Annotated in this window: 10 protein-coding genes and 1 riboswitch; of the genes, 5 read left to right on the forward strand and 5 right to left on the reverse strand. The window is 68.3% G+C overall.

All coding sequences use genetic code 11. The features are described from left to right. The first annotated feature begins 145 nt into the window (after positions 1 to 145). The 5 genes from WIX41_RS09955 (at position 146) to WIX41_RS09975 (ending at position 9,622) form a co-directional block, all read left to right on the forward strand. Entirely contained in the window at positions 146 to 778 is a 633-nt protein-coding gene (locus WIX41_RS09955; RefSeq protein WP_339447107.1) for a TetR/AcrR family transcriptional regulator C-terminal domain-containing protein, read from the forward strand. A 45-nt stretch (positions 779 to 823) separates the two neighbouring features. After that, entirely contained in the window at positions 824 to 1,921 is a 1,098-nt protein-coding gene (locus WIX41_RS09960; RefSeq protein ID WP_339447108.1) for an efflux RND transporter periplasmic adaptor subunit, read from the forward strand. After that, complete coding sequence (locus WIX41_RS09965) at positions 1,918 to 4,983, forward strand: efflux RND transporter permease subunit (RefSeq protein ID WP_339447110.1); 3,066 nt, start codon at positions 1,918 to 1,920, stop codon at positions 4,981 to 4,983. The genes WIX41_RS09960 and WIX41_RS09965 overlap by 4 nt, the downstream gene beginning before the upstream one ends. 137 nt (positions 4,984 to 5,120) lie before the next feature. Further along, positions 5,121 to 7,481 (forward strand): TonB-dependent receptor, encoded by a 2,361-nt coding sequence (locus WIX41_RS09970; RefSeq protein WP_339447112.1) that lies wholly within the window; start codon positions 5,121 to 5,123, stop codon positions 7,479 to 7,481. A gap of 17 nt (positions 7,482 to 7,498) precedes the next feature. Then, positions 7,499 to 9,622, forward strand: coding sequence for a phosphocholine-specific phospholipase C (locus WIX41_RS09975; protein WP_409187484.1), 2,124 nt, complete (start codon positions 7,499 to 7,501; stop codon positions 9,620 to 9,622). A gap of 4 nt (positions 9,623 to 9,626) precedes the next feature. On the opposite strand, the gene WIX41_RS09980 is transcribed toward WIX41_RS09975, so the two are convergent. The 5 genes from WIX41_RS09980 to WIX41_RS10000 form a co-directional block, all read right to left on the reverse strand. Continuing rightward, positions 9,627 to 10,046: a VOC family protein gene (locus WIX41_RS09980; protein WP_339447116.1), complete on the reverse strand. Its 420-nt coding sequence runs from the start codon at positions 10,044 to 10,046 to the stop codon at positions 9,627 to 9,629. Continuing rightward, the gene (locus tag WIX41_RS09985; protein ID WP_339447118.1) at positions 10,043 to 10,513 is read right to left on the reverse strand and encodes a helix-turn-helix transcriptional regulator; all 471 of its coding nucleotides are present in this window, start codon (positions 10,511 to 10,513) and stop codon (positions 10,043 to 10,045) included. The genes WIX41_RS09980 and WIX41_RS09985 overlap by 4 nt, the downstream gene beginning before the upstream one ends. Positions 10,514 to 10,523: 10 nt before the next feature. Further along, the gene (gene pnuC / locus WIX41_RS09990) at positions 10,524 to 11,096 is read right to left on the reverse strand and encodes a nicotinamide riboside transporter PnuC (protein WP_409187485.1); all 573 of its coding nucleotides are present in this window, start codon (positions 11,094 to 11,096) and stop codon (positions 10,524 to 10,526) included. An 8-nt stretch (positions 11,097 to 11,104) separates the two neighbouring features. Beyond that, positions 11,105 to 13,276, reverse strand: coding sequence for a TonB-dependent siderophore receptor (locus WIX41_RS09995; protein ID WP_339447122.1), 2,172 nt, complete (start codon positions 13,274 to 13,276; stop codon positions 11,105 to 11,107). A 67-nt stretch (positions 13,277 to 13,343) separates the two neighbouring features. Further along, a riboswitch (TPP riboswitch) is annotated at positions 13,344 to 13,439 on the reverse strand. 41 nt (positions 13,440 to 13,480) lie between these two features. Further along, positions 13,481 to 14,617 (reverse strand): phosphotransferase enzyme family protein, encoded by a 1,137-nt coding sequence (locus WIX41_RS10000; protein ID WP_339447124.1) that lies wholly within the window; start codon positions 14,615 to 14,617, stop codon positions 13,481 to 13,483. Between the last annotated feature and the right edge of the window lie 2 nt (positions 14,618 to 14,619).

Raw genomic sequence — 14,619 nt, forward strand, 5'->3', positions numbered from 1 at the left:
GGTCATTCGTCCACGGAGCATGCCGCGCACCCGGCAACGCGAAACCACGCGATCAGGCAGGCCCGCTCCAATCTCTCCAACGCTTGCATTGCCAAACCTAACACTGTTAGATTCGCCCCCTAACAACGTTAGGTAGAAGCCCCCAGTGCGTCAGCCCATCGCCCGGGACAACATCGTCGGTGCCGCCTTCAAGATCCTCGACGAGGCCGGCATGGAGGGGGTGACCCTGCGCAAGGTGGCCTGCACGCTGGGCATCCGCGCGCCGTCGCTGTACTGGCACTTCAAGAGCAAGCAGGCGCTGGTCGACGCCATGGCCGACGCGATGATCGTGGACGTGGCCCGGCACATTCCGGACGGCCAGCCCTGGCGGCAGACCCTGCTGCAGATCGCCCGCGAGTTCCGGATCGCCTTCAAGGCCCGCCGCGATGGCGCGCGGGTCTACGCCGGTACCTTCCTGGCCACCGAGAACGTGCTGCGGGTGGGCGAAGCCAGCATCACCGCATTGGTCGGTGCCGGGGCATCGGTGCGCTTTGCCGCGACCACCGCGATGGACCTGGTGTACTACACGATGGGCTTTGTCATCGAAGAACAGTCCTGGCCCGGCGACGGCAGCATGGAGGCGCTGGGCGAGGCCTTCATGGCCCTGGCCGAAGCGCGCTTCCCGCATTGCTGGGATGCCCGCGAGGTCTGGAGCGAGGTCGATTTCGACACGCGCTTCGAGCAAGGCCTCGGCCTGATGCTGGATGGCATCGAACTGCGCCTGGCCCGCGCCCCCTGATTCCCTTTTCTCCCGTTACCGCTGTTCCGACACGGAAGCTCACTGATGCGCGTTTCACTTTTCCGCTGCACCTCTCTGCTGCTGATGGCCACGCTGCTGGCCGCCTGTGGTGACAAAGACGACAAGGCCGCCGCTGATGCAGCCGCTTCCTCGGCATTGCCGGTATCGCTGGCCACCGCCCGGCAGCAGCCCATGGCGCGCACCGTGCTGGTGTCCGGCCCGGTCACCGCCTATGAGGAAATGCAGCTGGGCGTGGAAATCAGCGGCCAGCGCGTGACCGCGCTGCTGGTGGACGTGGGCCAATGGGTCAAGCAGGGCCAGGTGCTGCTGCAGCTGGACCACCGTACCCTGGACAGCGAACTGGCACAGGCCGATGCCTCGTTGAAGCAGGCGCAGGCGGCGCAGGAACTGGCGCGCCTGAACTACGAACGCAGCGCCAAGCTGGCCGCCCAGAAGCTGATCAGCGAAAGCAGCCTGGACGAACTACGCGCCAACCGCATCAATGCCGAAGCCCAGACCGCCACCGCGCGTGCGTCGCGCGATGCTGCGCAGCTGCGCCGCGACTTCGCCGACCTGCGCGCGCCGGCTGACGGTCTGATCTCCAAGCGCCTGGTGCAGCCCGGCCAGGTCGTATCGGCCGGGACCGAGCTGCTGCGCCTGATCCGCGATGGCCGCCTGGAATGGCGCGCCGAGCTGCCCGAAGACCAGCTGACCGGCGTGGCCGTGGGCAACACCGTGGAGCTGCCCTACGCCGACGCCGTGGTCACCGGCCGCATCCGCGCGGTCACCCCGGGCGTGGATGCGCAAACGCGCACCGGCACGATCTTCGCCGACCTGCCCGAACCGGGCACGCTCAAGCCCGGCGTGTATGTCGAAGGCCGGATCGTCACCGGCGAAGGCCAGGCGCTGACCATTCCAACCGCCGCCATCGTGCAGCGCGACGGCCACAGCTATGTGTTCACGGTGAACGACAAGCAGCAGGCCGCGCGCCTGCGCGTGCGCACCGGCCAGGCCGTGCAGGGCCGCACCGCGATCCTCGAGGGCTTGAAGGCCGGCGACCGCGTGGTGGTCGATGGCGCCGGCTTCCTGGGTGAAGGCGACCGCGTGCGCGTGGTGGCCGATGCCAAGGCGAGCGCCAAATGAATATTTCCGCCTGGGCGATCAAGCGCCCGTTGCCTGCGCTGCTGATCTTCTTCGTGCTCTGCGTGGCCGGCCTGTGGGGCTTCCACCAGCTGCCCGTGGCGCGCTTCCCCGATATCGCCTTCCCGATGACCACCGTGACCGTGACCCAGCCGGGCGCCTCGCCCAGCCAGCTGGAGGCCGAGGTCACCCGCAAGGTCGAGGACTCGGTGGCCACGGTCAACAACGTCAAGCGCGTGATCTCCTCGGTCAGCGAAGGCGTCAGCACCACCAGCATCGAATTCCAGCTCGAGGCCGACCTGGCCACCGCGCTGGACGACACCCGCGATGCGGTCACCCGCATCCGCACCGACCTGCCGCAGGACATCCAGGAACCGGTGATCTCCAAGGTGGACATCGGCGGTTCGCTGATGACCTACGCGCTGGTCGCCCCGCACATGACGCCGGACGAAGCCAGCTGGTTCGTCGACCGCGACGTGTCGCGCGCGATGTATGGCGTGCCGGGCGTGGCCCGGGTCACGCGCGTCGGCGGCGTGCAGCGCCAGGTTCGCGTCGACCTGGACCCCAATGCGTTGATCGCGATGGGCATCACCGCCGGTGATGTATCCCAGCAGCTGGCACGCATCCAGGTCGAACGCGCCGGCGGCAAGGCCGAGATCGAAGGCGCCCAGCAGACCATCCGTACACTGGGTACCGTCGGCGATGCGCAGGCGCTGCGCGATTACTCCATCGCCTTGCCGGATGGCCGCGCCGTGCGCCTGTCCACCCTGGCCAATGTCACCGATGCCGCCGCCGATCCCACCGAAGCGGCACTGCTGGATGGCAGGAAGGTAGTGGCGTTCTCGATGTCGCGCACGCGCGGCTCCAGCGAAGTGAAGGTCGAAGCGGGTGTGCACACCGCGCTGGACCAGCTCAAGGCCAGCCACCCGGGCATCGACTTCCGCCTGGTCACTACCGCCATCGATGAAACCCACCGCTCCTACGACTCGTCGATGACGATGCTCTACGAAGGCGCGCTGCTGGCGCTGCTGGTGGTGTGGCTGTTCCTGCGCGACTGGCGCGCCACCTGGGTGTCGGCGCTGGCGTTGCCGCTGTCGATCATTCCCACCTTCGCGGTGATGTACTTCTTCGGCTTCACGCTGAACATGATTACGCTGCTGGCGCTGTCGGTGGTGGTCGGCATCCTGGTCGACGATGCGATCGTGGAAATCGAAAACATCGTGCGCCACCTGCGCATGGGCAAGCCGCCGTTGGAGGCCGCACGCGAAGCGGCGGGCGAGATCGGCAACGCGGTGATCGCCACCTCGCTGACCCTGGCGGCGGTGTTCGTGCCGGTGGCGTTCATGCCCGGCATCGCCGGCAAGTTCTTCCGCGAATTCGGTTGGACCGCCGCCACGGCGGTGCTGTTCTCGCTGCTGGTGGCGCGCCTGCTCACCCCGATGATGGCCGCTTACCTGCTCAAGCCGCACGGCGAAGAGAAGCCCGAATCGAAACTGATGACCTGGTACCTGGGCTGGGTGGACGCGGCGCTGCGCCACCGCGGCCGCACGCTGTGGCTGGCTACCGGCCTGTTCGTGGCTTCGCTGGCGCTGGTGCCGTTCATCCCGGCTACCTTCATCCCGCAGTCGGACCTCGGCCGCAGCAACCTCAACCTGGAACTGCCGCCGGGTACGCGCCTGCAGGAAACGGTGGCCGTGGCCGAACGCGCCCGCGCGCTGCTCAAGGACATGCCCGAGCTGAAGCAGGTCTACACCGCCGTGGGCGCCGTGCTCGACCTGGGCGATCCCAGCGCCACCGGCGTGGGCGAAGCGCGCAAGGCCACCCTGGTGCTGGATTGGGGCCTGGCCGATGACCGCGACCGCGATCAGCGTGCGCTGGAACGCGACGCCCGCCAGCGCCTGGCCGACCTGCCCGGCGTGCGCGTGAGCTATGTCAGCTCCGAGCCGGGCAACCTGCTGCAGCTGGTGCTGTCCGGCGATGACCCGCAGCGCCTGCAGGAAGCCTCCACCGCATTGGAGCGCGACCTGCGCGGCATCCAGGGCCTGGGCAGCGTGACCTCCACCGCCTCGCTGCTGCGCCCGGAACTGCAGATCGTGCCCAACGCGGCGCGCGCTGCAGATCTCGGCGTCGCTACCCAGGACATCGCCGAAGCGGCGCGCATCGCCACGGCCGGCGACTACGAGCAACGCCTGGCCAAGCTCAACCTGCCTGATCGCCAGGTGCCGATCCGCGTGGGCTTTGCCGAGGCCACGCTGGCCAATCCGGCCCTGATCGGGCAGCTGCGCGTGCCCGGTCGCGATGGCCCGGTGCCGTTGGCGGCCGTGGCCGAGATCCGCCAGGGCAGTGGGCCCTCGCAGATCTCGCGCTACCAGCGCCAGCGCAACGTGACCCTCACCGCCGAGCTCAATGGCCGCCCGCTGGGCGATGTGATGACCGAAGTACAGGCCCTGCCCAGCGTCAAACAGCTGCCGCCGGGCGTGACCTTCCTCAACACCGGCGATGCCGAGGTGTTCGTGGAACTGTTCATCGGCTTCATGCTGGCCATGGCCGCCGGCTTGATCTGCATCTATATGGTCCTGCTGCTGCTGTTCAACCACGCGTTGATGCCGGTTACCATCCTGGCGGCGGTACCGTTGTGTGCCGGTGGTGCGTTCGGTGCGCTGCTGATCACCCAGAACATGCTTTCGTTGCCAGCGCTGATCGGGTTGTTGATGCTGATCGGCATCGCCACCAAGAACTCCATCCTGCTGGTGGATTACGCGGTGATGGCCGAAGACGAGCACGGCATGAGCCAGCACGATGCGTTGATCGACGCATGCCGCAAGCGTGCGCAGCCGATCATCATGACCACGCTGGCGATGGGCGCCGGCATGATGCCGATCGCACTGGGTTTCGCCGGCGATTCCAGCTTCCGCGCACCGATGGCGATTGCCGTGATCGGCGGCCTGATCACCTCCACGCTGCTCAGCCTGATCGTGATCCCGGCCGCGTTCACGGTGATGGACGATCTGGGCGAATGGATGTCGCGGAAGTTCCGCCACAAGTCCACGCACAAGGCGCATTGATGCGGTGGCACGGCGTCGCGCGGACGTCAGCTGACTGACAGTCGGCGCTACCGGCGGTCGTCGCCATGACGGTGTCATGGCGACGTAACCGCTTCCGCCAATACTGCCGGCCGACCCCACTGCCGCGCCCATGACCGATGCCTACTGCTGGCCGCTATCCCCGCGTCTCCCTGCTCGCCCTGCTGCTCTCCGCTTCCGTGCAGGCCATCGCCGCCGAACCAGCCCCTGCCGATGATGCGCGCACGCTGGACCAGGTGCAGGTCATCGGCCAGGCCACCAGCTTCGCCAAGACCACCGTCAGCCAGGAAACCCTCCAACGCCAGCAGATTCTGGGCAGCGTCAACAACGCGCTCAACGAACTGCCCGGCGTGGTGGTGAGCGAAGCCGATGCCACCGGTTCTTCGGTGTGGGGCACGCAGATCAGCATGCGCGGCTTCGTCACCAACCGCGATACCCAGCAGATCGGTACCACCATCGATGGCCTGCCCAACGGCGGTTCCGGCTATGGTGGCGGCTCACTGGCCAACCGCTACATCGACACGCTGGACCTGGAGACCATCGAAGTCAGCCAGGGCACGGCGGATATCTCCTCGCGCTCCAACGAAGCGCTGGGCGGCACCCTGAACTTCCTGACCAGCGATCCGTTGCAGGAGCAGCGCCTGCGCATGGTTGTCGGTGGCGGCGACAACGACGCGCGCAAGTACTACGTGCGTTATGACACCGGCGTGCTGGGCGGCCATACCCGCGCATGGGTGAGCGCTTCGTCGGCGCGCGTCAATGACTGGATCGACGGCAGCGGCCACGTCAGCAACGACCACCTCGCTGCGAAGTTCATCACCGAACTGGATCGTTGGACGTTGAGCGGCTATGCCTCATACAACGATGCCGATGAACCCGAGTACACCAGCGTCACCCCCGAAGCCTTCGCCACCAACCCCGACCGCGATGGCCTGACCGGTACGCTCACCGGCATTCCGTACCTGGACCAGAACTACCGCTCCGGCTCGCGTGCGCTGCGCGAGAACACCTTCGGCTACCTGCGCGGCGCATTCGACAGCGGCAATGGCTTCAAATTCTCGCTCACCGGTTACGCACACAAGATGGAAGGCCGTGGCGACTGGCTGCCGCCTTACCTGGTGCAGGCACGCGACGACGGCGCGGGCGCGCCGGAACCGGAATACCTCGGCGGCAACACCGTCTACGGCGGCAACGCGCTGGGCCAGTTCTACTTCGTCAACCCCGATGGCAGCGCCGCGCAGATGCGCGCCGGCTGCGTGCCGCGTGCCGGCTTCAGCGCCGAGTACGACCCCAACTGCTACGCGCCCGGCGTGCAGGGTGTGCAGTCCTACCGCCATTCGCACTACGACAACGACCGCGCCGGCTTCACCGCCGACGTGGAATGGAAGCAGACCCTGGGCACGGTCGACAACACCGTGCGTGCCGGCGTGTGGCTGGAGCAGTTCGACCGCAGCGTGCGCCGCGACTGGCACCGCCTGCTCAACGTGGGCACCGACATCAGCTTCGACCACCAGCCGTACTGGGTGCAGTTCGAAGACCGCTACAAGACCGACGAGCAGATGTACTACGTAGAAGACGTGGCCCGCTTCGGCCCGTTCAGTGCCCGCGTGGGCGTCAAGCAGTTCTTCGTCGACCAGAAGCGCAACCGGGTGATCGGCAGCGCGGAGAACGTTCGCTCGGACTCGAAGTCCGATCCGCTGATTTCCGCTGGCGGCACCTGGACCCTGCCGGTGGACGGGCTGGAACTGTTCGGCGGCTTCTCGCAGAACTTCGCCGCCATTCCGTCCGGCGTGCTCGGCGAGACCGATGCGCAGCGCTTCTCGCGGGTGGAGCCGGAAACGGCCGACAACATCGAGCTTGGCCTGCGCGTGAGCCGCTGGCCCTTGACCGGCTCGCTGACCCTGTACAACATCAAGTTCGACAACCGCATCGTCTACCTGCCCGCGCGGCTGGCCGATGGCATCGATTACCTGGACGAGACCGATGGCGTCTATGAGAACTTTGGTGGCGTGGAAAGCACCGGCCTGGAAGCCGCGCTCGGCTATGGCTGGGACAACGGCTGGCGCATCAATGGCGCCTACACCTACAACCGTTCCAAATACCTGGGCAGCGGCAACGTGGCGCGCGATACCGAACTGGGCATCGTCGACGGTGCGCAGGTGATCGGCCAGCCCAAGCACGTGCTGGTGGTCTCGGCCGACTGGCAGGGTGAGACCTGGAACGTCGGCCTGTCCGGGCGCTACCTTGGCGAACGCTACCTGGATGCAGCCAACGACAACCGCCTGCCCTCGGCCACGGTGTTCAACGCCAACATCGGTTTCGACCTGCAGAGCCTGTCGCCGAAGCTCAAGGGCGTGGGCGCCAGCTTCGTGGTCAGCAACCTCACCGACCGCCGCTACCTGGCCGGCGTGGATGGCAGCGATTCGGCCTTCATCGGCGCGCCGCGCACGGTGGGCTTCTCGGTCCGGGTCGACCTGTGAGCCCAGCGCGCCCGCCCGTGGCCGACAGCGGCCGGCGCCGGCTGCTGCAGGCCGGGCTGGCCGGTGGCCTGGCGGCGCTCATGCCCAGCATCGCGCGGGCGGCGGCGATCGCCCCGCATGCGCGCAGCCGCAGCCTGGAAGACGTGCAGCACATCGTGGTGTTCATGCAGGAGAACCGCTCCTTCGACCACTACTTCGGCACGCTGCCCGGCGTGCGCGGCTTCGGTGATCGCTTCGTGGTCCCGGCCGCCCCGTTGGCGGCCGGGCAGCCACGCCGCAACGTGTGGCTGCAGCCCAACGCAGCCGGCACCCACGGCATCGCGCCGTTCCCGCTGGATACCGCCGCACACTTCGGCTACATGCGCGTGGAAGGCACCCCGCACACCTGGCCCGATGCGCAGCGCGCGTGGGACCACGGGCGCATGGTGCACTGGCCGGCGGCCAAGCAGGACCACGCGATGGGCTACTACCGCCGCGATGACATGCCCTTCCAGTTCGCGCTGGCCGAAGCGTTCACCGTGTGCGATGCCTACCACTGTGCGATGCAGGCCGGTACCAATCCGAACCGGCTGTTCCTGTGGACCGGTCACAACGATCCACACGCACGCGGCGGCGGCCCGGCGGTAGCCAACTCGCATGACAATTTCCCGGAGCTCGGCGGCAACCCCGATTCCTACACCTGGACCACTTATGTCGAGCGCCTGCAGCAAGCGGGTATCCACTGGCGGATCTACCAGGACATGGCCGACAACTTCACCGACAACCCGTTGGCCGGCTTCGAACCGTTCCGCCAGGCCTGGCGCGGCGCGTCCGGCCATGACGTGGCACTGCGCGAGCGTGGGGTCAGCACGCGTGGCCTGGCGCAGCTGCGCGAGGATGTGTTGAACGGGCAGCTGCCGCAGGTGAGTTTCATCATTGCCGATGCCGCCGGCAGCGAACATCCCGGGCCGTCCAGCCCTGCGCAGGGCGCGGCCTACACCGCGCGCGTGCTGGATGCGCTGACGGCGGATCCGGAGGTGTGGAGCCGCACCGCGCTGCTGCTGATGTTCGACGAGAACGACGGCTTCTTCGACCACGTGCCGCCGCCCGCGCCGCCATCGCGCGATCCCGCCGCAGCGGGGGGCTGGGCGGGTACTTCGGCGGTGTCCACCGACGGTGAATACCACCTGCATCCTTCGCCGGGCAACGAGAAGGCCGATCCGATCGATCTGCGTGGCCGGCCCTATGGGCTGGGCCCGCGCGTGCCGTTGTACGTCATTTCCCCCTGGAGCCGCGGGGGTTGGGTGGATTCGCAGGTGTACGACCACACCTCGGTGATCCGCCTGATCGAGCGCCGCTTCGGCGTGGCCGCCCCCGACCTGTCGCCGTGGCGGCGCGCGGTGAGTGGCGATCTGACCGGTGCCTTCGATTTTGCTGCATCCGATACGCGGCCGTTCATGGCGTCGCTGCCGGCGACGGTTGCCGTGGCCGCGCGTGCGGCGGCACTGCCGGGGCGCACGGTGCCGGCGCTGCCGGCAGACCTTGAACCGGCGAAGCAGGAAGCGGGGGTACGCCCGGCGCGCGCGTTGCCCTATCGCCCCCGGGCGGATGTCGCGGTGGATGCAGACCGCACGAACGTGCAGCTGACCCTGGGCTGCGAAGGTGCAGCAGCGGTACTGCATGTCTACGACCGGCTCCGCCTGGATGCCATTCCCCGTCGCTACACGGTAGCGCCCGATGCTCCCCTGCGGGACCACTGGCCGATACATGCACAGGAAGGTTACGACCTGTGGTTGCTGGGCCCGAACGGCTTCCACCGCCAGTTCCGTGGCGAGGCCAACGCCGGTGCACCGATGCAGGCTTCAGTGCGCGGCGACGGCGACCAGCTGCTCCTGCAGCTGCGGAACACCACATCCAGCGTGCAGGCGATCACCGTGCGCGGCGGCGCTTACCCAGGCCACATGCCGGAACGTGAGCTGCAGCTGGCGCCGGGGCAGGCGCTGGACCTTCGCTGGAATGCCGGCGCAACCGCCAACTGGTATGACCTGGAGGTCCGCCAGCCCGGTGTGATGCAGCGGCTGGCCGGCCGCATCGAAGACGGCCGGCCGGGCAGCACCGACCCGGCACTGGGCACCGAGGCGATGCGCTTCCTGCTCGACTGAGGGATTACGCGCCGCCCTTGGCGGCGCGTTCGATCAGTTTCCAGCCATTGCCGGATGGATCGCGGAAGCCGGCATCCACCGTGCCATAGCGTGCCACCGGCTCCTGCATGAACTCCACGCCGGCCGCGCTCAGGCGTTCGTAGGTCGCCTTGCAGTCGGCCACGGTCAGCACCAGCGGCGGCATCGCCCCTTTGGCCACCAGGGCATTGAGCGCCTGCGCAGTGGCAGCGTCGTGTACCGGCGGGCCGGGCCGGAACAGGCCCAGCTGGAAGCCGGGCTGGTCGGGGTGCTGCACGGTGAGCCAGCGGTAATCGCCGTTACCGGCATCGGTGTGCACCACAAAGCCCAGCTTGCCGACGTAGAACGCGAGTGCTTCATCCTGGTCGCGCACGTACAGGCCGACCGTTTCAATACCCTGGTTCATGGGACCTCCGTTGTTGATGGCTCCTTTTTACCGGTCCCGCCGCCCAGCCGCTTCTCCGAAACTGAGGTCTTGAGATCGGGCCGGCTGGCCGCGCGCGCGATGCACTCCGGCGCCTGTGCGGCCGTGCCAACGGCGAGGCTGGCGCGCAGCTGGCCCGGGCTCTGCCCGGTAATGTCGCGGAAGATCCGCCCGAACGTACCCAGGCTGCTCCAGCCGGTCTGCAGCGCGATGTCGGTGATCGGCAGGTCGGTGTCGCGGCACAGCGCCACCGCGCGTTCGATGCGCCGGGTAAGCAGGTAGCGGTGCGGCGGCAGCCCGAAGGCCTGGCGGAACTGGCGGGCGAAGTAGGCCTCCGACACCGCGCTGACCTGGGCCAGCCGTGCGACCGGCCACGCTTCGTGCGGGGCGCGGTCCATATGGTCCTTGGCCCGCAGCAGCCGGCGCAGCAGTTCAGGGGTCTGGTTCATCCGCGCAAGCCTAGCGCGGTTTCAGTGCAGCCCCTGCATGGCCTGCCGCCGACCACGCGCGCAGGCCCATCACGGCCAGGCCGACGAACACCAGGTACAGCCCGGCGGTGACATCCAGCGACTTGGCCAGGTACATGCCCACGTAGACCACGTCCACCACGATCCACAGCCACCACGTGGCCACATGGCGGCGTGCCTGCCACCACTGCGCCACCAGGCTCAGCGCGGCCAGCATCGCATCCAGCCACGGCAGCGCGGCATCGGTCCAGCTGTGCATGGCCGCGCCCAACGCCACGCCGAACACGATGCCCACGCCCAGGTCGCGCAGCAGCCGCCGGCGCGGCAGCGGCACGATCACGATCGCGCCGTCCTGTTCGGCATGGCGGTGCCAGCTCAGCCAGCCGTACAGCAGGAAGGCCCCGAAGGCGACCTGCAGCAGGGTGTCCGAATACAGCCGCGCTTCGATGAACACCACCGCATACAGGCCCACCGCGAGCAGGCCCACCGGCCAGGCCAGCATGCGCCGTTGCGCCATCAGCCATACACCAAGCAGGCTGGCGGCAACGGCGGTCCATTCGAGCAGGGTCGCACTCACAGCCCGAAGGTGACCGACAGGCGTGCCTGGCGCGGTGCGCCGGCGAACAGGTAGTAGTCGCCGTAGCTGCTGCCGGTGTCACGCCAGTAGAAGCGGTCGAACACGTTGTCCACCGACAGGGTCCAGGTCACCGGGTGTTCGCCCAGTGCATGCTGGAAGCGCACGCCCGCATCGAATACCGAATACGACGGTGCCTTGACGCTGCCATCCACCGTGGCCGCGTTGGACGAGGCATAGCGCCAGCCACCGCTCACGGACAGCCCGGAAACGAACGGCAGGGCGTAATCCACATGCACCGCAGCGCGCACCTTGGGCACGTTGACCAGCTGCTGGCCATCGTAGAACGCGGTGCCGGCATCGCGGGCGCGCGCCTGCAGCAGGCTGGCGCTGGCGGTCAGCGCCAGCCGGTCGGTGACCTGGCCATTGGCGGTCAGCTCCAGCCCGGTGTGGGCCTGGGTGCCTTCCTGCACGAAGGTGAAGCCGGCATCGCTGTCGTCCGGCTTGGCGTACTGGAACGGCTGGGTGGTGCGGAACACTGCCGCGCCCAGCATCAGGCCATCGGTGGCGGCGTATTTGACGCCCAGCTCGCGCTGGCGCGATTGCAGGGCCGGCAGGAAGGTGCTGCCGTTGGAGGTCCAGAACGGCGCTTCCTGGCCCAGCGACAGGCCTTCCACGTAACTGGCGTAGACGTTGATCTGGTCGGTGGCCTGCCACACCAGCGCGGTCTGCGGCAGGAACCGCGACAGGCGGTTGTGCCGCTCGGGAGTGCCGCGCTTGTCGTAGGCGCGCTCATCAAGGCGCACGTAACGGCCGCCGGCCAGCCACTGCCAGTCATCGCCGAAATGCATGCGGTCCAGTGCGAACACCGCGCGCTGCCAGCTGTCCAGCCGGCGTGCGGACGGACCCGGCTGCAGCGGCGAGGGATCGAACACGGGGACCTGTGCGTCGGCGATGTTGGCGGTGCCCACGTACTCGTTGACGTTCTGGCGCTTGTCCACGGTGCGGTGGAATGCACTCAGGCCGACCGACAGTTCGTGTTCGACCGCGCCGGTGGACAAGCGGCCGCGCAGCTCGCCGCGCGCCTCATCGTTGCGGCGGGTGTCGTCGGGGCTGCGGTAATCGTAGATGTCGTAGTCGCCGTTGGGCGCGAAGTAGTTGCCCGGCACGCTGCCATCGGCGCAGCCGGCGGCGTAATAGCAACCGTAGGCGAAGGCGACGTTGTCCTGGATCACCGAGCGGCTGTGGCCCACCGACACGCGCGACTGCCAGGCAGGGCTGAAGTCGTAGGTATGCAGCGCGGTGAGGTTGGTGCTGCCGATGCCCACCGGCTGCTGCCACGGCTGGTGGCCAAGCATGCGGCTGCGGTCCACGCCGCGCGGCAGTTCGCTGCCGCCCAGCAGCTGGTAACCGGACGCCGAGCGCTGCGCGCTGGTCTGGTAGTTGGCATCCACTTCCAGCTTGCCGTGTTCGCCGATCAGCCAGTCGGCGGCCAGTGAATAGAAGTTGCGCCGCCCATCGGCATGTTCGATGTAGGAGGACGTGTCATCCCACGCGGCGTTGAAGCGCAGCCCGAAGCGCGGGGTGAGCCAGCCGCCGACGTCGACCGCCGCGTAGCGCGAGCCTTCCGAATCGGTGGCCAGGGTGAGGTTGCGGACATCGGCCGGGCGCTTGCCGACATAGTTGATGATCCCGCCCGGCGCCAGCACGCCGGCGGCAAGACCCGCTTCGCCCTTGAGGATTTCCACCTGCTGCACGTTCTCCAGCGCCAGCCGCTGTTCGCCGGCGATGGACAACCCGTTGAAGCGGTAGCCGGTAGCCGGGTCCAGCGCGAAGCCGCGGATGGCGATGTTCTGGTAATAGCCCACCGGGGCGTAGCTGTCGCCCAGGGAGGCGTCATGCCGGGCCAGCTCGGACAGGGTGCGCACCTGCAGGCGGTCCAGGAACGCGCTGTCGAGCACGTTGACCGAGGCCGGGGTGTTCTTCCAGTCGGCGCTGCCGAAACTGCTCGACGATGCCAGCGGCGCGGCGGGTTTGCGCGCCTGCACGCGGATGCCGGCCAGGTCGGTGGGCGAACGCTCGCCTGCCGCCGTACCGGCTTCACTGGCGTAAAGCGGCAGGGCGGCGCAGAGGGCGGCGGTCAACAGCGTGAGGCGGTAGCAGCGGTTCATTCGATTCGTCATCAGCCAAAGGAGACGAAGCGACGGCGCGCACGCGCACCGGCCTGGAAGGACGGTGCGCTCGCTGCTCCAAGCTCCCTACGCCGGTGCAAACCGGATCAGGTTCCAAGGGACTCTCTCAGCCTGGCAACGCCAGGCACCCCCGCTTCAGCGGTCATTTTCACACCAATTGCCCGCCGTGGCGACCCCGCCGGTTCAGGCAGCGGCGTGCAGGACATCCAGCAGGGCCCGGCCCGGGCGGCTGGCGAACCAGTCTGCGTGGCCCAGCAGGAAGGTATGCCAGGCCACGTCGGCATTCGCCGGGGAGCCGGTAACCCCTTGGAAGTACTCGATTTCCGACAGCGCAAAGTCCAGGTGCACGATGGGCAGCAGGTCGGCCAGCAGGTGCACCTGGGCGGCCGACAGCGCGCGCACCTGGCGGTAGCCGGCCAGCAGCGCCAGCGCGATACCGGCATGCGCCACCGGGCCGGCACTGCCGCCCTCCAGCCACGCGATGGCGTTGCGTTCGATCGCGGTGGCCAGGTCGAACAGCGCGCTGGTCGGCGAGGCCAGGCCGAAATCGAAGATGGTGCTGATCGTCGCCTCCGGGCCCTGCCCCTGCCAGAGCAGGTTGGAGCTGTGCCAGTCGTTGTGGCCCCACAGCACCGGTTCGGCGGCCAGCCGGTCGACCAGTGCCACGTGCCAGGGCAGCACCGTGCGTTGCAGGTCGTGTTCCCAGTGCTGCCTGGACAGGTAGGTGGCCAGCCCCGGGCGGCCAGCCAGGTCGCGCTTCAGCAGCGCCACGGGATCGTGGGCACGGATCAGGTCATCGCGGGCCACCAGCAGGTGCGTGCTGCGCTGGGGGGCGTGGTAACCGGCCGCCGCCAGATGCACGCGGGCCAGCATGGCGCCTGCCGCGCGCGCCTGCGCGGTATCGCCCAGCGGTGTCCATGACGGGCTGTCGCGGTACAGGTCATGGCCGTCGCCTTCGGCGTGCAGTTCATAGGTCCAGCTGCCGTGCTCGATCGCGCTGGCACCGTCATGGGCGTGCAGCACCTTCACCACCGGCAACCCGGCAGCGGCAAGATGCGCGATGAAGCGATGTTCTTCGGCCAGCATATCGGCCGTGCGCACGCTGCAATGGTGGCGCTTGACGAAACAACGCCGTGGCCCGCACTGCACCAGTGCGGCCGCTGAAAACGGCCGCGGGCTGTGCCACAGCGCGCGGCAGTCTCCATCAAGCGCCGGGTAGTGCCCGCGCAGCCAGGCCAGTTCGGTGTCGCTGATCGCCGGCCAGTCCGCGGCGATGTCGTCGTTGTCCAGGCCCTGCACGCGGTGATCGGTATGCGTCATGC

Origin of the sequence: Stenotrophomonas sp. AB1(2024) (assembly GCF_037482345.1) — a bacterium.
GTDB lineage: Bacteria > Pseudomonadota > Gammaproteobacteria > Xanthomonadales > Xanthomonadaceae > Stenotrophomonas.